The organism is Cedecea sp. Ae19-4 (genome assembly GCF_059801165.1).
The window spans coordinates 2,481,160-2,496,707 of sequence record NZ_JBCHWG010000001.1 but is presented as its reverse complement, the minus strand read 5'-3'; the positions used below and the strand labels follow the sequence as shown (position 1 = coordinate 2,496,707).

The 15,548-nt window shown below is 54.9% G+C and carries 18 protein-coding genes and 1 tRNA gene; 14 read left to right on the top strand and 5 right to left on the bottom strand.

Annotation, left to right across the window (positions count from 1 at the left end; genetic code table 11):
* Positions 1-83: 83 nt before the first annotated feature.
* Entirely contained in the window at positions 84-959 is an 876-nt protein-coding gene (locus AAIE02_RS11800) for a LysR family transcriptional regulator (RefSeq protein ID WP_336983437.1), read from the top strand.
* Between the two features lie 19 nt (positions 960-978).
* On the opposite strand, the gene AAIE02_RS11795 is transcribed toward AAIE02_RS11800, so the two are convergent.
* On the bottom strand, positions 979-1,911 hold the full coding sequence (locus AAIE02_RS11795) for a LysR family transcriptional regulator (protein WP_498532575.1): 933 nt from the start codon (positions 1,909-1,911) through the stop codon (positions 979-981).
* Positions 1,912-2,003: 92 nt separating this feature from the next.
* On the opposite strand from AAIE02_RS11795, the gene AAIE02_RS11790 reads away from it, so the two are divergent.
* Together AAIE02_RS11790 and AAIE02_RS11785 are read left to right on the top strand one after the other, a co-directional pair.
* The gene (locus AAIE02_RS11790) at positions 2,004-2,480 is read left to right on the top strand and encodes a GNAT family N-acetyltransferase (RefSeq protein WP_166872092.1); all 477 of its coding nucleotides are present in this window, start codon (positions 2,004-2,006) and stop codon (positions 2,478-2,480) included.
* 236 nt (positions 2,481-2,716) lie between these two features.
* The gene (locus AAIE02_RS11785) at positions 2,717-2,944 is read left to right on the top strand and encodes a hypothetical protein (protein WP_336983434.1); all 228 of its coding nucleotides are present in this window, start codon (positions 2,717-2,719) and stop codon (positions 2,942-2,944) included.
* Between the two features lie 77 nt (positions 2,945-3,021).
* On the opposite strand, the gene AAIE02_RS11780 is transcribed toward AAIE02_RS11785, so the two are convergent.
* Positions 3,022-3,645 (bottom strand): NUDIX hydrolase, encoded by a 624-nt coding sequence (locus tag AAIE02_RS11780; RefSeq protein ID WP_336983433.1) that lies wholly within the window; start codon positions 3,643-3,645, stop codon positions 3,022-3,024.
* A gap of 348 nt (positions 3,646-3,993) precedes the next feature.
* Here AAIE02_RS11780 and AAIE02_RS11775 point away from each other — a divergent pair, with 348 nt between their 5' ends.
* Together AAIE02_RS11775 and AAIE02_RS11770 are read left to right on the top strand one after the other, a co-directional pair.
* The gene (locus AAIE02_RS11775; protein WP_336983432.1) at positions 3,994-5,262 is read left to right on the top strand and encodes a hypothetical protein; all 1,269 of its coding nucleotides are present in this window, start codon (positions 3,994-3,996) and stop codon (positions 5,260-5,262) included.
* A gap of 284 nt (positions 5,263-5,546) precedes the next feature.
* Positions 5,547-6,257: a YnfC family lipoprotein gene (locus AAIE02_RS11770; protein WP_336983431.1), complete on the top strand. Its 711-nt coding sequence runs from the start codon at positions 5,547-5,549 to the stop codon at positions 6,255-6,257.
* A 77-nt stretch (positions 6,258-6,334) separates the two neighbouring features.
* Here the strand turns inward: AAIE02_RS11770 and AAIE02_RS11765 are convergent, their stop codons facing one another.
* The 3 genes from AAIE02_RS11765 to AAIE02_RS11755 all read right to left on the bottom strand — a co-directional run bounded on the left by AAIE02_RS11765 (position 6,335) and on the right by AAIE02_RS11755 (position 8,122).
* Positions 6,335-6,874: a DUF2058 domain-containing protein gene (locus AAIE02_RS11765; RefSeq protein ID WP_336983430.1), complete on the bottom strand. Its 540-nt coding sequence runs from the start codon at positions 6,872-6,874 to the stop codon at positions 6,335-6,337.
* Between the two features lie 156 nt (positions 6,875-7,030).
* A tRNA-Arg gene (locus tag AAIE02_RS11760) sits at positions 7,031-7,105 on the bottom strand.
* Between the two features lie 75 nt (positions 7,106-7,180).
* Positions 7,181-8,122 carry a formate/nitrite transporter family protein gene (locus AAIE02_RS11755; RefSeq protein WP_498532574.1) on the bottom strand — a complete coding sequence of 314 codons (942 nt, stop codon included), beginning with the start codon at positions 8,120-8,122 and terminating at the stop codon, positions 7,181-7,183.
* Between the two features lie 203 nt (positions 8,123-8,325).
* On the opposite strand from AAIE02_RS11755, the gene ccmA reads away from it, so the two are divergent.
* The 9 genes from ccmA to mlaA are packed head-to-tail and all read left to right on the top strand — an operon-like array spanning position 8,326 to position 15,396.
* On the top strand, positions 8,326-8,934 hold the full coding sequence (gene ccmA, locus AAIE02_RS11750; protein WP_336819278.1) for a cytochrome c biogenesis heme-transporting ATPase CcmA: 609 nt from the start codon (positions 8,326-8,328) through the stop codon (positions 8,932-8,934).
* The gene (gene ccmB, locus AAIE02_RS11745; RefSeq protein ID WP_336983426.1) at positions 8,927-9,586 is read left to right on the top strand and encodes a heme exporter protein CcmB; all 660 of its coding nucleotides are present in this window, start codon (positions 8,927-8,929) and stop codon (positions 9,584-9,586) included. Before ccmA ends, ccmB begins: the two co-directional genes overlap by 8 nt.
* Before the next feature lie 29 nt (positions 9,587-9,615).
* Positions 9,616-10,356: a heme ABC transporter permease gene (locus AAIE02_RS11740; protein WP_008459663.1), complete on the top strand. Its 741-nt coding sequence runs from the start codon at positions 9,616-9,618 to the stop codon at positions 10,354-10,356.
* Positions 10,353-10,565 (top strand): heme exporter protein CcmD, encoded by a 213-nt coding sequence (gene ccmD / locus AAIE02_RS11735; protein WP_008459664.1) that lies wholly within the window; start codon positions 10,353-10,355, stop codon positions 10,563-10,565. The genes AAIE02_RS11740 and ccmD overlap by 4 nt, the downstream gene beginning before the upstream one ends.
* On the top strand, positions 10,566-11,045 hold the full coding sequence (ccmE, locus tag AAIE02_RS11730; RefSeq protein WP_008459665.1) for a cytochrome c maturation protein CcmE: 480 nt from the start codon (positions 10,566-10,568) through the stop codon (positions 11,043-11,045).
* Entirely contained in the window at positions 11,042-12,997 is a 1,956-nt protein-coding gene (locus AAIE02_RS11725; RefSeq protein ID WP_498532573.1) for a heme lyase CcmF/NrfE family subunit, read from the top strand. Before ccmE ends, AAIE02_RS11725 begins: the two co-directional genes overlap by 4 nt.
* Positions 12,994-13,551: a DsbE family thiol:disulfide interchange protein gene (locus tag AAIE02_RS11720; RefSeq protein WP_166872115.1), complete on the top strand. Its 558-nt coding sequence runs from the start codon at positions 12,994-12,996 to the stop codon at positions 13,549-13,551. Before AAIE02_RS11725 ends, AAIE02_RS11720 begins: the two co-directional genes overlap by 4 nt.
* A gap of 8 nt (positions 13,552-13,559) precedes the next feature.
* On the top strand, positions 13,560-14,624 hold the full coding sequence (locus AAIE02_RS11715; protein WP_336983452.1) for a cytochrome c-type biogenesis protein CcmH: 1,065 nt from the start codon (positions 13,560-13,562) through the stop codon (positions 14,622-14,624).
* A gap of 13 nt (positions 14,625-14,637) precedes the next feature.
* Positions 14,638-15,396, top strand: coding sequence for a phospholipid-binding lipoprotein MlaA (gene mlaA, locus AAIE02_RS11710; protein WP_008459669.1), 759 nt, complete (start codon positions 14,638-14,640; stop codon positions 15,394-15,396).
* The last annotated feature ends 152 nt before the right edge of the window (positions 15,397-15,548 follow it).

Here is a 15,548-nt window from a genome sequence, read left to right as displayed (position 1 = left end):
ACCTGGATGCACTATGATTTAGCCCGGCACCTCTGTAAAATTAATCATTCATTAAATAACTATTAGTTGAGCTACTGATAACGATGATGAACCTTTTGCACTGGCGGTTGCTGGTCGCGGTGGCCGATGCCCGCAACATTTCCCGTGCGGCGGAGGAGGTGGGCATGACTCAGTCAGGTGCCAGCCAGGCCATCGCGCAGCTTGAAGCTTCCCTGGGGTTCCCGGTTTTTACCCGCGAGCGCAGGAACATTGGCGTTACCGCGCTGGGGGAGCAGGTTATCGCTCATGCCAGGAGTATGCAGCTGCATCTCGAGGCGATCCGCTCGCTGACCGAGTCGTGTCGGGACTTAAGCGGGAGCCGTATTCGCCTCGGCAGCTTCCCGTCGGTGACATCGACGCTGCTGCCCGGCCTGCTGCGTGACTTCAGGCGTTTGCATCCCGGCATTGAGGTCGTGGTACTCGAAGGCATTGATGAAGAAGTCGAGCAGTGGATTGCCGCAGATACCGTCGAACTGGGTGTGGTGATGAACCCCGTTCCCGGCCGGGCTGACGTTATTCTCGGGCAGGATGCCTGGATGGCGGTGTTGCCTGCCAGCCACGCCATGGCGCGTGGGGCCAGATCCCGGGGAATAACCCTTGAAGCGTTGGCGGGGCAGCCCTTCGTGCTGGCGACTGGAGGCTGTGTGGTAAACGGCGGCAGTTTAATGGCAGAGGCCGGTTTGCGCTTGTCTGACGTACGCGTCACGGTCCGGGACTGGGTCAGCGCCTGTATGCTGGTGCGTGAAGACATGGGTGTGGCGATAGTGCCTGCGTCCACGCTGCCTGAAGATATGCGCGGCCTGTGCGTGGTGCCGCTGACGCCGGGGCTTCATCGCGAGTTTGGCCTGGTGTGTTCTTCGGCAGGAAAAACATCCCCGGCGGTTCAGGCCCTGGTAACCCGACTGCGTAAAGCGGGATGAGCTAAACGCCGAACAGCTTTCACTGCCCGGTGTTTATCTCCTTCGCCAGCGTTTGCAGCCTCGATTTCAGCCAGTTGGTCGCGCTCCGCTTCCCGCTTCGTTTGTGTGAATAAATTTTTATTTCAAACGGACGTATTTCGAACGGTAATGAAAAAATCTTTATATTCGTGGCTGGCATCAGTTTTTCAGCGGCAAAGCGCGGCAGCGCCATTAGCAGATTGCTTTCTGCCACAATAAACGGCGCGCTAAGCATAGATGGCGTCTTGATGGCTATTTGCCGCGTGTAACCCATTTGCTCAAGCTGCCTGTCCAACACACCTTGCTTCTCATTCCACGGCGTGACAACGATGTGCCTTGCGGCGAGATAATCCTCAAATGTCAGCCGTGTCCGGCTTGGGTGACTGATGACGACATACTCATCTGTAAACCAGCCAATTTCTTCCAGCTCCGGATGCCGGATATCTTCTGAGGTACTGAACCCCAGCGCCAAATCCACTTCGCCCGCCAGAAGCTCCGTCAGTGCCGGTGTATGAGGCAAGTAAAGTAACTCGAAGCTCAGGCCGGGCGCTTCATGCTGCAGTTTGTGCATCAGGGCAGGGAAAATACAAAAAGCGGTAAAATCCGTAATCGCTATCTGCAGGCGCTCTGTCGTCCGGGATGCGTCAAACTCCGGCTGCTGAGTCAGCTCTTGATCCAGGTATTTCAACGTCGAAGCAATAGAAGGGGCGAGCTGCGTGGCATACGCGCTGGGACACATCCGGTGCCCTTCCCGGTAAAACAGCGGGTCATTGAGCGAGGCTCTCAGTCTCGACAGCGCGTGGCTAAGCGCCGAGGTGCTCATCGCCAGTTCATCGGCCGCCAGGCGGACGGAACGATGGCGATAAATCGCGTCAAAAACAGGCAAAAGGTTTAAATCGAGACGCCTTAAGGTTGGATGCATAATATTCATCATCTGGTGATTTCATTGCACTTAATTCGCCTGACAATAACCTTTATGCTTGGGGCCAGCAACGTTAACGCCATCCAGAAATAACAGGAAAACCAATGAGTATGACGATTCGTCAGGCCCGCCCGGAAGACGCTCAGGCTATTTACGACATGATCTATGAGCTGGCCGTGTATGAAAAAGCCCCCCAGGAAGTGATCACCACGCCAGAGGAGATCCGGGCGACGCTGTTTGACGCAGGCAGTAAAACTGAAGCGTTGATCTGCGAGACAGAAGGCAAAATTATCGGTTACGCCGTTTTCTTCACCAGCTACTCGACCTGGCTTGGGAGGAACGGTATCTACATGGAGGATTTATACATCTCTCCTGAGTATCGCGGCAGGGGAGCGGGAAGGTCGTTACTGAAATATATCGCGCAGTGCGCGGTGCAGCGGCAGTGTGGCCGCCTGGAATGGTCTGTCCTGGACTGGAACCAGCCCGCGATTGATTTTTATCTGAGCATCGGGGCGTTGCCGCAATCGGAATGGGTTCGCTACCGCCTGGATGGTGAGGCATTATTGAAATTTGCCGAATAAAAACAGGACGATATAACAATCCCGCAGCGGCGGGATTTATACAGCTAACAGCGCTTATTTGCAAAAATGCGATGAGTTATTTTATGGTAACTTATTAATATTAATGGCATTAATCGATATAATGCAGTGCTGAACGTTTAGACATAAATATGCACACTTTATTTCAGCCGTGGCATCTGGTGTTCAAAATCTGCCCACGTTAGAGTGATGGTCTGGTTTTTAGCCTGGGTGACAAAATGAAAGTATTAAGTATCGTCGGTGCAACGCTGTTAGCGACCTCATTCCATGCCTCGGCATTCGTTTCTAATTCCTCGGTTCACCCTGAACAGACGGCGAATGTGAACAATAACGCCGCCCATGGGCATGCCATTCCTTCCGAAGCCAACTACGACATCACCAAAATCATCCCGATTGCGGGCTGCAACTGCGCTTTTTGCACCGCTTTACGCAGCGCGAATCTTTAATCCGATCTTACTGTTTCAGGCCCTGTTTATCGTCATGATAGCGGGCCTGAAGTTGCCTGTTTGCTCGCGTCAAGCTGCTAGTCATACCACGGTTGCCTATCGCTGGTGGCAATTTCCATGCTGACAATCAGCTCTTCCGGGACAATGCGCGTCAACGATAGCTCCGGCAGATCGTTAATGGCGAAGAAGCCGATATCGGTGGATTCCTGGCTGAGGGCAAGGTTGCCGCCGGTTTCTTCACACAGAAAAATGAGCTTGTAGACGTGCCAGGGCAGCGGGGGATGGCCGTGCAGATTACGGTCCCACACGCCCAACAGTTTGGTCACCTTCACTTCCAGCCCGGTTTCTTCCCTTACTTCCCGGCAGACGGCAGCGGACGGGGTATCGCCCACATCGGCCCAGCCGCCGGGTAAGCTCCATTTCCCATCCTCCGCTTCTTTGACCATCAGCACCTTACCGTCGCGAATAATAAAAGCGCGAACGTCGGTTTTCGGTGTGGCGTACCCGGACTCAGAGACAGGATTCAAGGTTTCTGAATTAATGTTAAAACGGGAGCGGAGCAGGTTTTCGGCGATGTCACGGAGGGCTTCATAGCGTTCCTTGTCAAACACATCTTTGGCGTATGTCAGCCCGTTCTGGGCAATAGCATTGAGTTTCTGAGCGACTGTGTGGATATCGGTCTCTTTGATGGCGTCCGGCATTGTTTTCACCTGTGTTGTGCAGAAAGAAAAACTCAGTCAGTGCACAACCGTAGCAGTAAAATCAATGGATTAAAATGTGAGTAGAGCAGGTTTCGCGAGGCAGTTTCCGGCTAACCCCCTCATTTCTGGCATTATCTTGTTGAGGATCTTTGCGCTATTCTGGGTCTACTTTCGGATAATGATGAATAACGACTTGCCATGAAATGGACTGCTTCGCTAATTTTGGGACTTACGCTCACCGCACCAGCTCTCGCCATAAACTTGCCCGAACCAGCGCCTGTTAAAAGCATCGAAGTAGTGCCCGGTACGACCGTACGCTTAGGGCCTGGGATCAATACGGCTTATCGCGTGACGACTATGGCAGGGCTGAGCAGCGAAGTCTGGATATACACCGACTGCCGGACCGATGATAAAACGCTGCTGTTTATTAATGCGCAGGCGAATAAAAGTTTGCGCGTCTACGCGGTCAACTCCATCAACCGCTATACGCCGGGGACGGCATTCGAGCCGGATGCGGACAGTCCGTTTATGACCACGCCAGGGCTGGATCTCTGTAAGCAGAATGTGCCGGAAGCGAAGTGGGCCGGTGTCCCTTCCGCGAGTCAGAACGGTGAAAAGCGGTTTGTTGATGTCTCTAACAGCCAGCGTGAAGGGGCAATACTGAAAGCCCGGCTGGCGACAGACTTCGACAAAATCTATCACGAAGAAAAATACGGTGCGCCTTACTCGGTAAAAATCGAGGATGTGGTCTTCAACTGCGTAAAAGCGGAGGGCATCGCAACCCGTACTTTCTCGCTGGATAACCAGGGAATGGCAACGGACACCTCAGCTGGGGAAAATAAAGTCCTCTCGCCGGAAACGGCAAGCGTTGCAAAAACACTTTGTGGCGTCAGCAATCTGTCGAGCTACAAAGGCACGGGCGCGCTTGTCCGTCGTGACAAAGAGGCGGCCGATACCACGCCCGCTAAGCCGGATTTAGACAATAACACCCCGGCGGCATTGCAGCGGTTTGCCCTTCCGGCGCAGGTGACAAATGCTATTGATAAAATCTTTACCGATCCGCAGCAAAAACCGGCTTTTCGCTCGATAAGTTTTACTCAGGTAAGCCAGGAAGGAGACGGCCTTACGCTTAGGGCAAAAGTCGATGCTCAGCCGGACGGCACGACGCTCACCGTGACGAAGATTAGCCTCGGCAATGCCGATTTCTATTCCCAGTATCAGCGCTTGTTTAACATGGTGGATGTGAAAAAGTGGGAAGCCATGTCCGAAGCACCGTGGGTTAGCAAAAATCTGGAGAGCAATTTCATGCTCCCGGTGAAACCGGGCAAAACTTATTCCTCACGCAGCCAGGTTTACAACCAGGATAAGCCTGATACAGAGCAAACGCTAAGCCAGACCTGCGTGGCCGGTAAAGAATGGCAAAATGCTGCCGATATTCATCCTAATTTCCCTGGCCGCTACCTGGAGTTAATCTGTAAACAGGATCTCGGCGACGGCAAAGAAGCCAGCGGTGACTATGCCTATTTTGAAGACCTGCGCATGTTTATTCGCTTTGGTTATCAGGAGAAGGGTGAGGCGAAGCGGTTTATCTATAGCGATGTGAAGGTGGTGCGGTAGTTTAGCGTCATTTCCAGCATTTCATATCTGACAGCAGCATTCTCTTCTCACGGATGCTGCAACTCAGCCTGGTCTGCTGATGTGACTCTGGCCGCAGATTAAGTGGTTTATTCATATTCATGATTAGACGTAAAGAATAAGGTCACTGTATAGGCACAATCGTTTATACAGCAATGATAGGTTTATAACTTTTTTAAATTACTGCTTCGCGCACAGTAGCTTTTCGGAAATTAAATAATAACCCTGTCACCCAGGGGGCAATACTACTAAAAAAGGAATGACCAATGAAGGCAAGAACGTTATTTATCTTATCAGTTTTGGCAGTGTCATTTAATGTCGATGCATTGACTCAATTCAAACCGGCTGTTTTAAATGCTGCTCTTTTGTTTGATCATAATCCAACTACCGGTCACGTAAAGCATAGTGTTCAGTCGATTAGAGATGAGCAAGGAAAACTTCTGGTGATGACGGAGGTTAAGTACGATCGCAGCGGGTGTTTCACTAATATCAATATGGTTGATATGGTCAATGGTCGAATTTTCCATGTAGTCAATAAAGATGGAGTACTAAGCTCTTTTGAAGGTCAGAGTATTACTGGAAAGGTTAATAAGCGCTGCGAAATAACTGAGCTTGAGAATGATCAGGGAAAATATACTCTCACTTATAATGTGCACGGTCTGCTTGAAAAAATGGTGGACAAAGATACGGGCAAAGTTGCAACGCTATATGAGTATCGCAATAGCCAATTCCCTGAGCGTATAAGAGATTACAATGAACCAAGAGACGATCGTTTTTTTTATCCATCAGGAAGCGCGCAATTCATGGACTCTGAGCTAGTATCAAAAAGTCAGTACTTCACCGTCAGGGTGAAGCAAAGCTGTACTTATACCGATGATGGTAATGCAGACAAATGCTCGATGATATCCTCCGTTAAAGATGATTATCACGGTGCAACACAGTTATGGATGACTAGCCACGAAACAGAATATTTCTGATTCTAATAAAAATGGGCGAACCGATGCCAGAACTCAGGCGGCTCAGTAATATCTGGCCGCCTTAACGCAATGAATCGTTACCACATCAAATCATCAGGCACCACGAAGTCCGCATACGGATCGTCTTCGTCTTTGTCTTCTGGCGCCAGGTCGCTGCTCAGCACAATAAAACTGGCATCGCGCTGTTTAATTTTATCGGCAACGACTGCGGGAATAATGGCGTATTCACCTTCAGGGTTTTTATCTGAAATCAGGCGGGCAATGGCCAGGCGGCCTTTGATCAACTGAGTCTGGGTCACTTTATCGACGTACACTTTTTTAATTAAGTTATTGTCCGTGAAGTTATAGCCGATATCGCCCTTAGAAATAACAATGCGGTTCATTTCGATCAGCTGCTTGATCTGCGCTTTATATTCTTTGGCTAAAGTGGCCTGCTTTTGCTGTTCGCTGAGTTCTTTATCGCGCTCAACCTGAGCCTGTTTGTTGGCTTCCACGGCTTCCCGAGCTTCACGAGCCTGCACGCGTGATTTCTTCGCGGTGCGCTGCACTTTGGCCACTTTTTTGCTGCTAACCAGGCCTGCTTTGAGCATCTGCTCTTGTAACGTAAGTTTTGTCATGTTCTTTTCGACGGCTGAGGGATCGTTGAGGGGATTATATCCTTAATGCTTCCGGTGATTCCATGCTGTGGATATGCAAAGCTCACTGCATTGATAGCAGAAGGTATTTTTAATGACGAGTCTGAAAGAAAGGCAGAGCAGAAAGGTGAAATCTAATGGCGTTCCCTGCAGGAATCGAACCTGCAACTAGCCCTTAGGAGGGGCTCGTTATATCCATTTAACTAAGGGAACGCGGCGGGCGTAGTATACCCGCTTTTCGAGGCAGGTTAAGAGGTTGGCGGTCCGTTTGCCTGGAAGATGAACAATTTACCCGTCACATTTTCCGCTCTTCGCTGAATGTCGGCTCATTTCTTCTTGCTTCCGCTTCGCCTCGGCCTTCTTCTTATTGCTCATATCGTTTCGGATCTGCGCGTGGCTGATCAGCGCGAAGATGAACGTTCCGCCACAAATATTTCCGGCTAAGGTGGGCAGGGCAAACGGCCATAAGAACTCGCTCCAGTGCAGCGTGCCGTTGAACACCAGATAGAGAATTTCGACCGAGCCGACCACGATATGGGTTAAATCACCCAGCGCAACCAGCCACGTCATCAGCACGATAACAAAGATTTTTGCCGAACCCGCGGCAGGGAACATCCACACCATGGTGGCGATGATCCAGCCGGAGATAATGGCATTGGCGAACATCTCACCGGGCGGGTTTGCCATCACCTTCATGCCGATATCGTCGAAGGCTTTGCGAGTGGCTTCGTCGAATATCGGCATAAATTCAAAGGCCAGCGCCGCCATCGCGGTGCCGACGATATTCCCGAACAGCACAATGCCCCACAGCCGCATCAGCAGCCCCAAATTGCTGGTGGTCGGGTGCTGCATCACCGGCAGCACGGCGGTGACGGTGTTTTCAGTAAACAGCTGCTGGCGCGCCATAATGACGATGATAAAACCAAAGGTGTAGCCAAGATTTTCCAGCAGAAAATTGCCGGGCACGCCGACCAGGTTAACGTGAAAAATCCCTTTCGCCAGCAGCGAGGCGCCCATCGACAAACCCGCCGCCACGGCAGACCAGAACAGCGCCATGCCGTCGCGCTCCAGCTCTTTTTGCCCGTCCTGGCGAATGTGCTCGTGAATCGCCATCGCGCCGGAGGGCAGGCGATCCTCGTCCACTTCTATTCTCTTGCCGCTCAATTTCTCATCGCTGTCCACTGCCAGCTCATCGTTCTTAGCTATTTCATCGGGCTCGATCTTGTCCATCAGGGCGGTTCCAGGTCGGAAAATGTTCACTTAAGCGTAGCGGTTTTTATCCCACGTTTTTGACGAATGGGAATAATCGCCCAAGATTTGATCTGAATAAGCCAATTAACCCTAATGGAGTAGCCGAAGGCGTCGGGGGTAACCTGAAGAAAACAGGGCGATATGATATGCTTAGCGTCACCCGAGACAAGGAGCGCCTCCTGATGCTAGAAGCCCGACAACTGACCTGCCAGCGTGACGATCGCACGCTGTTCAACGCGCTGTCGTTTAGCGTTGAGCCGGGAGAAATGGTGCAGGTGGCGGGCAAAAACGGCGCGGGGAAAACCACGCTTTTACGTATTCTGGCCGGACTGGCGCAGGCCGATGAGGGCGAAGTCTTCTGGCAAAATCAGCCACTTCGCCGCCAACGCGATAATTTCCACGGTGACCTGTTGTGGATTGGCCACCAGCCGGGGATCAAATCCGTTCTCACCCCTTTTGAAAATCTCACCTTTTTTCATGCCGATGTAGCCGAAGAACAGCTGTGGGCTGCGCTCGAGCAAACCGGGCTGCTCGGCTTCGAAGATTTATCCGTCAACCAGCTTTCCGCCGGGCAGCAGCGCCGCGCCGCGCTCGCTCGTCTGTGGCTTTCCACGGCAAAGCTTTGGCTTCTGGATGAACCGTTTACCGCCCTGGACGCCGCCGGCATTGAGCGCTTGACCCGGCGCCTGCAGCAGCACGCCGAAGCTGGCGGGATAGTAATTCTCACCAGCCATCAGCCACTAAGTTGCGCTATACGGCAGATTCATTTGCAGGAAGCTGTTTATGATTAGGCGCATTTTCTGGCGCGAACTGCAGGTCGTGTTTCGTCGCGGGGCTGAAATCGCCAACCCGCTGTGGTTCTTCCTGATTGTGATAACCCTGTTTCCGCTCGGCATTGGCCCGGAGCCGCAGCTCCTGGTGCGCATTGCGCCGGGGGTTATCTGGGTGGCGGCTCTGCTGGCCTCTTTAATGGCGATGGACAAGCTGTTCCGGGATGACTTTCAGGACGGCTCGCTGGAACAGCTGATGCTGCTGCCGGTGCCTTTGCCGCTGGTGGTACTGGCGAAAGTGACCGCTCACTGGGTGGTGACCGGGCTGCCGTTGTTATTGCTTTCACCGCTGGCGGCCCTGCTGCTCGGGCTGGATTTTTATGGCTGGCAGGTGATGGCCACCACGTTGCTGCTGGGGACGCCGACGCTGAGCTTTCTCGGCGCGCCCGGCGTGGGGTTAACGGTTGGTCTGAAGCGGGGCGGGGTGCTGCTCAGCCTGCTGGTGTTGCCGCTGACTATCCCGCTTTTAATTTTTGCCACCGCCGCGATGGATGCCGCCTCGATGCATCTGCCGGTGGAGGGCTATATGGCAATTCTTGGCGCGCTGCTGGCCGGCAGCGCCACGCTAAGCCCGTTCGCTACGGCAGCGGCGCTGCGGGTAAGCGTTGCATAACTTTATTTTTTGTTTTGTGAGCAAAACCTATGTGGAAAACATTACATCAGTTGGCTAAACCCGAGCGGCTTTACCACTTTTGTGGCCGCCTGCTGCCCTGGCTGGCTATCCTCAGCGCGGTGCTGCTGGTGGTCGGTTGCGTCTGGGGCTTTGGTATTGCCCCGGCGGACTACCAACAGGGGCAAAGCTACCGGATCATGTACCTTCACGTCCCGGCGGCGATGTGGTCGATGGGCATTTACGCCAGCATGGCGATTGCCGCCTTTATTGGCCTGGTGTGGCAGATAAAAACCGCCGATCTGGCGGTGATGGCGATGGCCCCCATCGGGGCGGCATTTACCTTTATCGCCCTGGTCACCGGCTCCGCCTGGGGGAAGCCAATGTGGGGCACATGGTGGATTTGGGACGCGAGGCTGACCTCCGAACTGGTGCTGCTGTTCCTCTACGTGGGGGCCATCGCGCTGTACAGCGCGTTTGACGATCGCCGTCTTGCGGGCCGTGCCGCCGGGATTCTGGTGCTGGTCGGCGTGGTGAACCTGCCGATTATTCACTTCTCGGTGGAGTGGTGGAACACGCTGCATCAGGGCTCGACCAATATGCAGCAGTCCATCGACCCTTCCATGCGTACGCCGCTGCGCTGGACTATCTTCGGCTTCCTCGCGCTGTTTATCACGCTCACCCTGATGCGCCTTCGTAACCTGCTGCTGTTACAGGAAAGCCGCCGTCCGTGGGTGTTAGCGCTTGCTAACGGCAAAGGAGCAAAATCATGACGTGGGCGTTCACACACTGGGGCGAGTTTTTCGCCATGGGCGGCTACGCCTTTTACGTCTGGCTGGCGGTGGCTTTTACGCTTCTGCCGCTGCTTGGGCTGATTTTTCATACCCGCTACCAGCACCGCGCCATTCTGCGGGCGGTGGCGCGCCAGCAGGCCAGAGAGCAGCGTATTCGTGTCGCTCGTCAGCGCCAGGAGGAAGTTTAAGTGAATCCGCGTCGTAAAAACCGGCTTTATCTGGCCGTGGCGGTGCTGGCCGGTCTTGGGCTGACAATAACGCTCGTGCTGTACGCCCTGCGCAGCAATATCGACCTGTTTTATACCCCCGGCGAAATTATCTACGGCAAAGGCGAAAGTCATTTAATGCCGGAAACCGGGCAGCGCCTGAGGATCGGCGGCATGGTGATGCCGGGCAGCGTGAAGCGCGACAGCCAAAGCCTGAAGGTCAGCTTCAAGCTGTATGACGCGCGTGGCGTGGTGGACGTGACCTACGAGGGCATTCTGCCGGATCTGTTCCGCGAGGGGCAGGGCGTGGTGGCCCAGGGCGTGATGGAAGGTGCCACGCTTATCCACGCTAAAGAAGTGCTGGCGAAACATGATGAAAACTACACGCCGCCGGAGGTGAAAGCGGCGATGGAGCAAAATCACCAGCAGGCCCCGGAAGTGTATAAGGATAACGCCTCATGATGCCGGAAATTGGTGGGTTTCTGCTAAGCCTGGCGCTCGGCTGGTCTTTGCTATTAAGCGTTTATCCACTCTGGGGCGTGGCGCGCGGTGACCAGCGGCTGATGGCCTCCGCGCGGCCGTTTAGCTGGGCGCTGTTTATCACCCTTTGCGCATCATTCCTGATACTGGTTAACGCCTTCGTGGTGAACGACTTCAGCGTGCTTTACGTCGCCAACAACTCGAATACCGAGCTGCCGGTCTGGTATCGCGTGGCGGCCACCTGGGGGGCGCACGAAGGGTCATTGATGCTGTGGGTGCTGATGATGAGCGGCTGGACGTTTGCCGTTGCTCTCACCGGGCGCAGCATGCCTAAAGAAGATCACGCCCGCGTGCTGGCTGTCATGGGGATGATTAACTTCGGCTTCCTGCTGTTTATTATTTTCACCTCCAATCCTTTTATCCGCACGCTGCCGGACTACCCGCTGGAAGGGCGAGATTTAAACCCGCTGCTACAGGACATCGGCCTGATTCTGCACCCGCCGCTGCTGTATATGGGGTATGTAGGTTTTTCTGTGGCGTTTGCTTTCTCGATTGCGGCGCTGCTGGGCGGCAGGCTGGACAGCGCCTGGGCGCGCTGGACTCGCCCGTGGACGCTGGCGGCATGGGCTTTCCTGACCGTGGGGATTGTGCTGGGTTCGGCGTGGGCTTATTACGAACTGGGCTGGGGCGGCTGGTGGTTCTGGGACCCGGTAGAAAACGCCTCGTTTATGCCGTGGCTGGCGGGCACGGCGCTTATCCACTCGCTTTCCGTTACCGAAAAACGCGGCAGCTTTAAAGCCTGGACGGTGCTGCTGGCGATAAGCGCCTTCTCGCTTTGCCTGCTGGGGACGTTCCTGGTTCGCTCCGGCGTGCTGGTGTCGGTGCATTCCTTTGCGTCCGATCCGGCGCGCGGCATGTTTATTCTGGCTTTCCTGGTGGTCGTTATCGGTGGTTCGCTGCTGCTGTATGCGGTCAAAGGCAGCAAAGTCCGCTCCCGCGTGAGCAACGATCTCTGGTCGCGCGAGTCTTTCCTGCTCGGCAACAACGTCCTGCTGATTGCCGCCATGCTGGTGGTTCTGCTGGGCACGCTGCTGCCGCTGGTGCATAAGCAGCTTGGCCTCGGCAGCATTTCCATCGGGGAGCCGTTCTTCAATACGATGTTTACTGCGTTGATGGCCCCGTTTGCGCTGATGCTTGGCATTGGGCCGCTGGTTCGCTGGCGGCGCGACGAGCCGGGCAAGCTGCGCAAGCATCTGCTGGCGGCGGTGGTTATCACGCTGATGCTGTCGCTGCTTTTACCGTGGCTGATGCAGGATCGCGTAGAGGCGATGACGGTGGTCGGCCTGCTGATGACCATCTGGGTCTTTGTGCTGGCGTTGATGGAGGTTTATCAGCGCGCCACGCATCGCCACGGCTTCTGGGGTGGGTTACGCAAAATTCCTGCCAGCCACTGGGGGATGGTTTCCGCGCATTTGGGCCTGGCGGTGACGGTGGTTGGCATCGCCTTTAGCCAGAGCTACAGCGTCGAGCGCGATGTGCGCATGAAGTCCGGCGACAGCATTGATATTCATCAGTACCACTTTGTGTTCCGGGAAGTGCGGGACATCACCGGCCCTAACTACCGCGGCGGTGTGGGCGTGATTGACGTCACCCGCCACGGCAAGCCGGAAGCCACGCTGCACGCCGAAAAGCGTTTCTATAACAGCAACCGGGCGATGATGACCGAGGCGGCCATCGACGGCGGTTTCACCCGTGACCTTTATGCCGCGCTGGGCGAAGAGCTGGACGATGGCAGCTGGGCGGTACGCCTGTATTACAAACCTTTCGTGCGCTGGATTTGGGCGGGCGGGCTGCTGATGGCCCTCGGCGGGCTTTGCTGCCTGTGTGACCCGCGTTATCGCAGCCGTAAAGTTAAGCCGGAGGCCGCAGCATGAAGCGCCGCTATCTTTTTATTCCGCTGGCGCTGTTTCTGCTGCTGGCCTCGCTGCTGCTCTGGCAGCTGGCGCGCAATGCCCAGGGCGAAGCGCCCACGGATCTGGAGTCGGCGCTGATTGGTAAGCCTGTGCCGGTGTTTCGTCTGGAATCGCTCGATGAGCCGGGTAAAGAGTGGGGGCGGGAAGTGCTGGCGGACGGCAAGCCGCTGCTGCTGAATGTCTGGGCGACCTGGTGCCCAACCTGCCGCGCCGAACACAAGTTTCTTAACGGGCTTGCCGCGCAGGGCGTCCGCGTCGTCGGCATGAACTATAAAGACGATCGCCATAAAGCGATTACCTGGCTACGCGATCTCGGTAACCCGTACAGGCTAAGCCTGTTTGACGGCAACGGCATGCTGGGGCTGGATCTCGGCGTGTACGGCGCGCCGGAAACCTTCCTGATCGACGGCAAGGGGATCATCCGCTACCGCCACGCGGGCGATCTGAACGATCGCGTCTGGCAGCAGGAGCTGAAGCCGCTTTGGGAGAAATACAGCCAGGAGGCGGGCTCATGATGCGCGCAATGTTCTTTTTGCTCGGGATGCTGTTTAGCCTAAATGCGGCGGCGGCCATTGATACCTTCACTTTTAAAGATGAAGCGCAGGAGCAGCAGTTCCGTCAGCTAACCGAGGCGCTGCGCTGCCCGAAATGCCAGAACAACAGTATTGCGGATTCCAATGCAATGATTGCCTCAGACATGAAGCTTAAAGTTTACGAGCTGATGCAGGAGGGAAAAAGCAAGCAACAGATTGTGGACTATATGGTGGAGCGTTACGGCCATTTTGTGACCTATGAGCCGCCGCTGACGCCAGCCACGGTGATCCTCTGGGTGTTGCCGGGGCTGTTTATTGTCGGTGGTGCGGCGGTGATTGTCTTGCGCAGCCGCAGGCGGCAAAAGATTTCGCTCACGGAAGAAAATCCGGCGCTGAACGGCGGGATAACCTCAGGGAAAATCTCGCTGTGGGTCTTTTTGCCGGGGGGCGTGCTGCTGCTGGCGGTCAGCGCTGGCAGTTATCTGAAAACGTCCGGGCTGGCGCAGGTGCAGGCCTGGCGGCAGGCGACGGCCGAGACGCCAGCGTTGTTAAAACGTGTTCTTGACCCGCAGGCCGCGCCGCTGACTATGGAAGAGATGGCGCGTCTTGGGTTAGGATTACGCACGCGATTGCAGCAACAGCCTGATAATCTTGAAGGCTGGATGATGCTTGGGCGCATTGGCATGGTGCTGAATAACGCCACAACGGCGACACAGGCTTTTGCTCACGCCTATAAACTTGCGCCCACAAACGGCGAAGCAAAGCTGGGCTATGCTGAAGTATTGACCCGCTCTGCCGACGCGCAGGATAACCAGCTTGGTGGGCTTCTGCTCCGCGAAATGTTAAAAGATGACCACACGAATATTCGCGTGCTCAGCCTGCTGGCGTTCAATGCTTTTGAGCGCCAGAACTACCGTGAGGCGATTGGGGCGTGGGACATGATGCTGAAAATTTTACCGGCAAACGACCAGCGCCGCGCCGTCATTGAGCGCAGCATCGATCAGGCGAGGGCCCAGCTTGAACCGGGCACCACTGAAAGCGCAGACAAACAATAATAGGGAGACGCTAATGAATTTCCGCCTGACCGGACTTGCTCTGGCAACAACGGTATTAGTGGGATGTGCCAGTTCTGGTAGCCAGCAGCCTCAGGGGCGTTCGGACCCGCTCGAAGGGTTCAACCGTTCAATGTTCAACTTCAACTACAACGTGCTGGACCCGTATGTATTACGTCCGGTGGCCGTAGCGTGGCGTGACTATGTGCCGGTGCCCGCGCGCAACGGCCTGAGCAACTTCACCAGCAACCTCGAAGAGCCCGCCACGATGGTGAACTACTTCGTGCAGGGCGACCCGTACCAGGGGATGGTGCACTTTACGCGCTTCTTCCTGAACACCCTGCTGGGGATGGGGGGCTTCATCGACGTGGCCGGGATGGCTAACCCTAAACTTCAGCGCGTCGAGCCTCACCGCTTCGGCAGCACGCTGGGCCATTACGACGTAGGCTACGGTCCTTATGTGATGTTACCGGGCTATGGCAGCTTCACGCTGCGCGAAGACGGCGGTGATTTTGTCGATACGCTGTATCCGGTGCTTTCCTGGCTGACCTGGCCGATGTCCATCGGTAAATGGGCGGTCGAAGGTGTCGAAACGCGCGCCCAGTTGCTGGATTCCGACGGCCTGCTGCGCCAGTCAGCCGATCCTTATATCACCGTGCGTGAAGCCTACTTCCAGCGCCATGACTTCCTGGCTAACGGCGGCCAGCTTAAGCCAGAGGCGAACCCGAACGCGGCGGCGATTCAGGATGACCTGAAAGATATCGACTCCCAGTAAGTGCTACCTGGATGTGAAAAAGCGAACATTGATGTTCGCTTTTTTATTGTCATAACACTGACATAAAATGACACATCTTTACTCGCCAGCATTTTGTGTTGGTATGTTATAAAATAACAATCCAAAAATACTGCGTAACTCTTGCGCACCTC

Bases quoted from the DNA above. Each gene is read 5' to 3' on its own strand.
- AAIE02_RS11800 (WP_336983437.1), top strand. From the start codon at position 84: ATGATGAACCTTTTGCACTGGCGGTTGCTGGTCGCGGTGGCCGATGCC.
- ccmB (WP_336983426.1), top strand. From the start codon at position 8,927: ATGATTAGGCGCATTTTCTGGCGCGAACTGCAGGTCGTGTTTCGTCGC.
- AAIE02_RS11755 (WP_498532574.1), bottom strand. From the start codon at position 8,122: ATGGACAAGATCGAGCCCGATGAAATAGCTAAGAACGATGAGCTGGCA.
- AAIE02_RS11720 (WP_166872115.1), top strand. From the start codon at position 12,994: ATGAAGCGCCGCTATCTTTTTATTCCGCTGGCGCTGTTTCTGCTGCTG.
- AAIE02_RS11740 (WP_008459663.1), top strand. From the start codon at position 9,616: ATGTGGAAAACATTACATCAGTTGGCTAAACCCGAGCGGCTTTACCAC.
- AAIE02_RS11770 (WP_336983431.1), top strand. From the start codon at position 5,547: ATGAAGGCAAGAACGTTATTTATCTTATCAGTTTTGGCAGTGTCATTT.
- AAIE02_RS11785 (WP_336983434.1), top strand. From the start codon at position 2,717: ATGAAAGTATTAAGTATCGTCGGTGCAACGCTGTTAGCGACCTCATTC.
- mlaA (WP_008459669.1), top strand. From the start codon at position 14,638: ATGAATTTCCGCCTGACCGGACTTGCTCTGGCAACAACGGTATTAGTG.
- ccmA (WP_336819278.1), top strand. From the start codon at position 8,326: ATGCTAGAAGCCCGACAACTGACCTGCCAGCGTGACGATCGCACGCTG.
- AAIE02_RS11790 (WP_166872092.1), top strand. From the start codon at position 2,004: ATGAGTATGACGATTCGTCAGGCCCGCCCGGAAGACGCTCAGGCTATT.
- AAIE02_RS11715 (WP_336983452.1), top strand. From the start codon at position 13,560: ATGTTCTTTTTGCTCGGGATGCTGTTTAGCCTAAATGCGGCGGCGGCC.
- AAIE02_RS11780 (WP_336983433.1), bottom strand. From the start codon at position 3,645: ATGCCGGACGCCATCAAAGAGACCGATATCCACACAGTCGCTCAGAAA.
- AAIE02_RS11725 (WP_498532573.1), top strand. From the start codon at position 11,042: ATGATGCCGGAAATTGGTGGGTTTCTGCTAAGCCTGGCGCTCGGCTGG.
- AAIE02_RS11765 (WP_336983430.1), bottom strand. From the start codon at position 6,874: ATGACAAAACTTACGTTACAAGAGCAGATGCTCAAAGCAGGCCTGGTT.
- AAIE02_RS11795 (WP_498532575.1), bottom strand. From the start codon at position 1,911: ATGATGAATATTATGCATCCAACCTTAAGGCGTCTCGATTTAAACCTT.
- ccmD (WP_008459664.1), top strand. From the start codon at position 10,353: ATGACGTGGGCGTTCACACACTGGGGCGAGTTTTTCGCCATGGGCGGC.